The sequence below is a fragment of the Rhodopila sp. genome, from assembly GCF_035548235.1.
In the GTDB taxonomy this organism is placed as follows: Bacteria; Pseudomonadota; Alphaproteobacteria; order Acetobacterales; family Acetobacteraceae; genus Rhodopila.
In genome coordinates this window covers 1-2424 of sequence record NZ_DASZTJ010000058.1, presented here as the reverse complement: position 1 = coordinate 2424, position 2424 = coordinate 1, and the positions used below count along the sequence as shown (strand labels likewise).

Genomic DNA, 2424 nt, shown 5'->3' with positions numbered 1-2424 from the left:
CCCGCAGGGGAGAGGGACTTCGTCAATGGCGCGGCCATCGCAGGGACACCTGCCGCCAGCGCGACCGCACTGTCTGTCGTGCGGCTCGCACCACGTATTTCCGGGGGTCGTCGAAACGGCCAAGGGGCGCGAATTGCGCCTCAAATGCCTCGACTGCGGCTGGTACGCCGCCGAGCCCTATGTCGAGCCGGAGCCCGAGCATCCGCCACGCAGGGATTCCGCGCGCGAAGACCGCCGTGTCGCCCTGCCGCTCGCGGCGCTGCTGCGCGTATCGGCGGCGCTGACTGCGGCACCGCGCGGCGCCTACGCCTAGGCTGCTTGTCCCACGGCGCGCTGCACCGGCGAAACAGGCGTCACTGGCATGTGCCGATTGCCGTCATTTCCGGCCCGTCGTCACCAACAGCGTGTTTGGCCCGTTCCAGCCTGCCGTTACGTCGAATGCAGCAAGTTGCCGGCGAATATCCGCCCAGGCGGCGTCCTGCGCGTCGGGATCGAGATGCGACAGCAATGCGATCACCGGTGCTGCCGCCGCGCGGAGGAAGGCGATGTAGTCGTCAACCGACGGTAGCCGGAAAGGCGCCTCGATCTGGAATGTCGACACGTCGCTGAAGCCAACTGCCCTGAACAATTGATCGAGATATCCAGGGCGACCGAGGCTCAACAGGCCGCCTGGCGCGAACGGGTCACGCGGCGGCACGCCGGCGTGCCGTGCCGCGGTCGCCATCAGTATTCTGATGCACGGGTTCGCGTCCGGCCCGGCAAACACCATCGCCGAGAAGCGCCCACCAGACTTCAGGGCTGCATGCGTGGCCGACAGGCACAGAGGCGGCTCCGCCATCAGCATGAGGCCGAGCCGACAGATGGCTGCATCGAAGGCGTCGGTTTCGGTGAGCGGCATCTGCGCATCCGCGGCCCGCGCTTCGACCATCCGCAGGCCGGCCCTGGCGACGTTACCCCGCAGCCGCTCGACCAGAAACGGAGAAAGGTCGGTGGCAAGGATGCGTCCCTGCCGGCCGACCCGTTGTGCGAGCACAATGGTCTGTCCGCCAGCTCCCGCTGCGATGTCGAGAACACGACTGCCAGGCTCGATCCCGGCCAGATCGAGCATTGTGCGCGTCGGCCCGGAAAGCCAGGCATCCAGAACGGACGCTTGCGCATCCCACCCTTCAGCGGCGGCGGCCCACTGCGCCTCCACGGTTTCGGTCATCGGGGACTTGCCAGTCTGCGCCATGGGTCCGGGCTCCAACGTCATGCTCCATCTTGGGCAAGGTGGAGATGACTGGGGCAGCGGGAATTCTTGCAGAAGGGGGCCGCAAAATCGCATAATGAGGGGGTGCGGAGGGACGTCCGTGTTCGCCTGGGACGATCTCAGATATCTTCTGGCCGTGGCCGAGAACGGCAGCACGCTTTCGGCAGCGCGCGCGCTGAAGGTCAACCAGTCGACCGTGCAGCGGCGCCTGTCCGGACTGGAAGCCGCTTTGGGGCTTCGTCTCATCGAGCGCCTGCCAAGCGGCTACCGCCTCACGCCGGCAGGGTTGGAAATCCTTCCGGCGGCGCAAGCGGTCGCCGCCGCCGTCGAGTCGCTCGAACGGCAGGCAGCCCGGGCGGCCCATTCCGGAACCCTGCGCCTTACCTGCCCCGAACCAATCGCCATCCGTCTGGTCCATGCCGGGTTCATCGACCGGTTCCATGAACGGCATCCGGGCATCCGCATCGAGTTCGTGCTGGCCGATCGCTATATCGATCTTGCCAAGGGCGAAGCCGACGTCGCATTGCGCTCCGGCGACACGGATGGCGATATGATCGGCCGCAAGCTCGCGGATTCGATCTGGGCGATCTATGCCAGCCGGGACTATGTGGATCGCAATGGCGCGCCGCGGTCCATCCCCGACCTCAAGACCCGGCAACTGATCACGTTCGACGAAAGCCTTGCCAGCCATCGCGTGTCGCTATGGCTCAATCAGGTTGCGCCCGACGTGCATTACGCAGCGCGAGCCAACAGCGTGCTTGCCCTGGTGTCGAGCACGAGGGCCGGTGTTGGTATTGCGGCGCTACCTGTGGCGCTCGGCGATGCGGAGCCGGACCTGATCCGCGTGCTTGGACCAATCCCCGAACTCACCCGCGCCTGGCGCGTGCTGGCTCATCCCGACGCGCGAGGCCTGCCGCGCGTGGCGGCGTTCTTCGACTTCGTCGCCTCGGAAATGGACGCGCTGGGCCCGATCCTGACTGGATGATTTGCCTGGGTCAAAAGCCGCCGCTCGGCGACACGCGAACGGCAGAGAGTTGGCGCACCCGAGACGATTCGAACGTCCGGCCTTTGCCTTCGGAGGGCAACGCTCTATCCAGCTGAGCTACGGGTGCGTGGGAAAAACGTCTACGCGACCCACGCGGCGTCGTCAAACGGCAGTTCGGGGGCGGGCTCGG

At 66.7% G+C, this 2424-nt stretch carries 3 protein-coding genes and 1 tRNA gene; 2 read left to right on the top strand and 2 right to left on the bottom strand.

Features of this window, described 5'->3' with window-relative positions:
* Positions 1–313 (top strand): hypothetical protein (locus VHB27_RS05010; protein ID WP_325597832.1); only part of this gene is annotated, 313 nt, incomplete at its 5' end.
* 63 nt (positions 314–376) lie between these two features.
* On the opposite strand, the gene VHB27_RS05005 is transcribed toward VHB27_RS05010, so the two are convergent.
* Positions 377–1231 carry a class I SAM-dependent methyltransferase gene (locus VHB27_RS05005; RefSeq protein WP_325597831.1) on the bottom strand — a complete coding sequence of 285 codons (855 nt, stop codon included), beginning with the start codon at positions 1229–1231 and terminating at the stop codon, positions 377–379.
* A gap of 118 nt (positions 1232–1349) precedes the next feature.
* On the opposite strand from VHB27_RS05005, the gene VHB27_RS05000 reads away from it, so the two are divergent.
* On the top strand, positions 1350–2234 hold the full coding sequence (locus VHB27_RS05000; protein ID WP_325597830.1) for a LysR family transcriptional regulator: 885 nt from the start codon (positions 1350–1352) through the stop codon (positions 2232–2234).
* Between the two features lie 50 nt (positions 2235–2284).
* Here the strand turns inward: VHB27_RS05000 and VHB27_RS04995 are convergent.
* A tRNA-Arg gene (locus tag VHB27_RS04995) sits at positions 2285–2361 on the bottom strand.
* Positions 2362–2424 lie beyond the last annotated feature (63 nt).

Excerpts from the sequence above, each read along its gene's own strand:
- VHB27_RS05005 (WP_325597831.1), bottom strand. The coding sequence starts at position 1,231 with ATGGCGCAGACTGGCAAGTCCCCGATGACCGAAACCGTGGAGGCGCAG.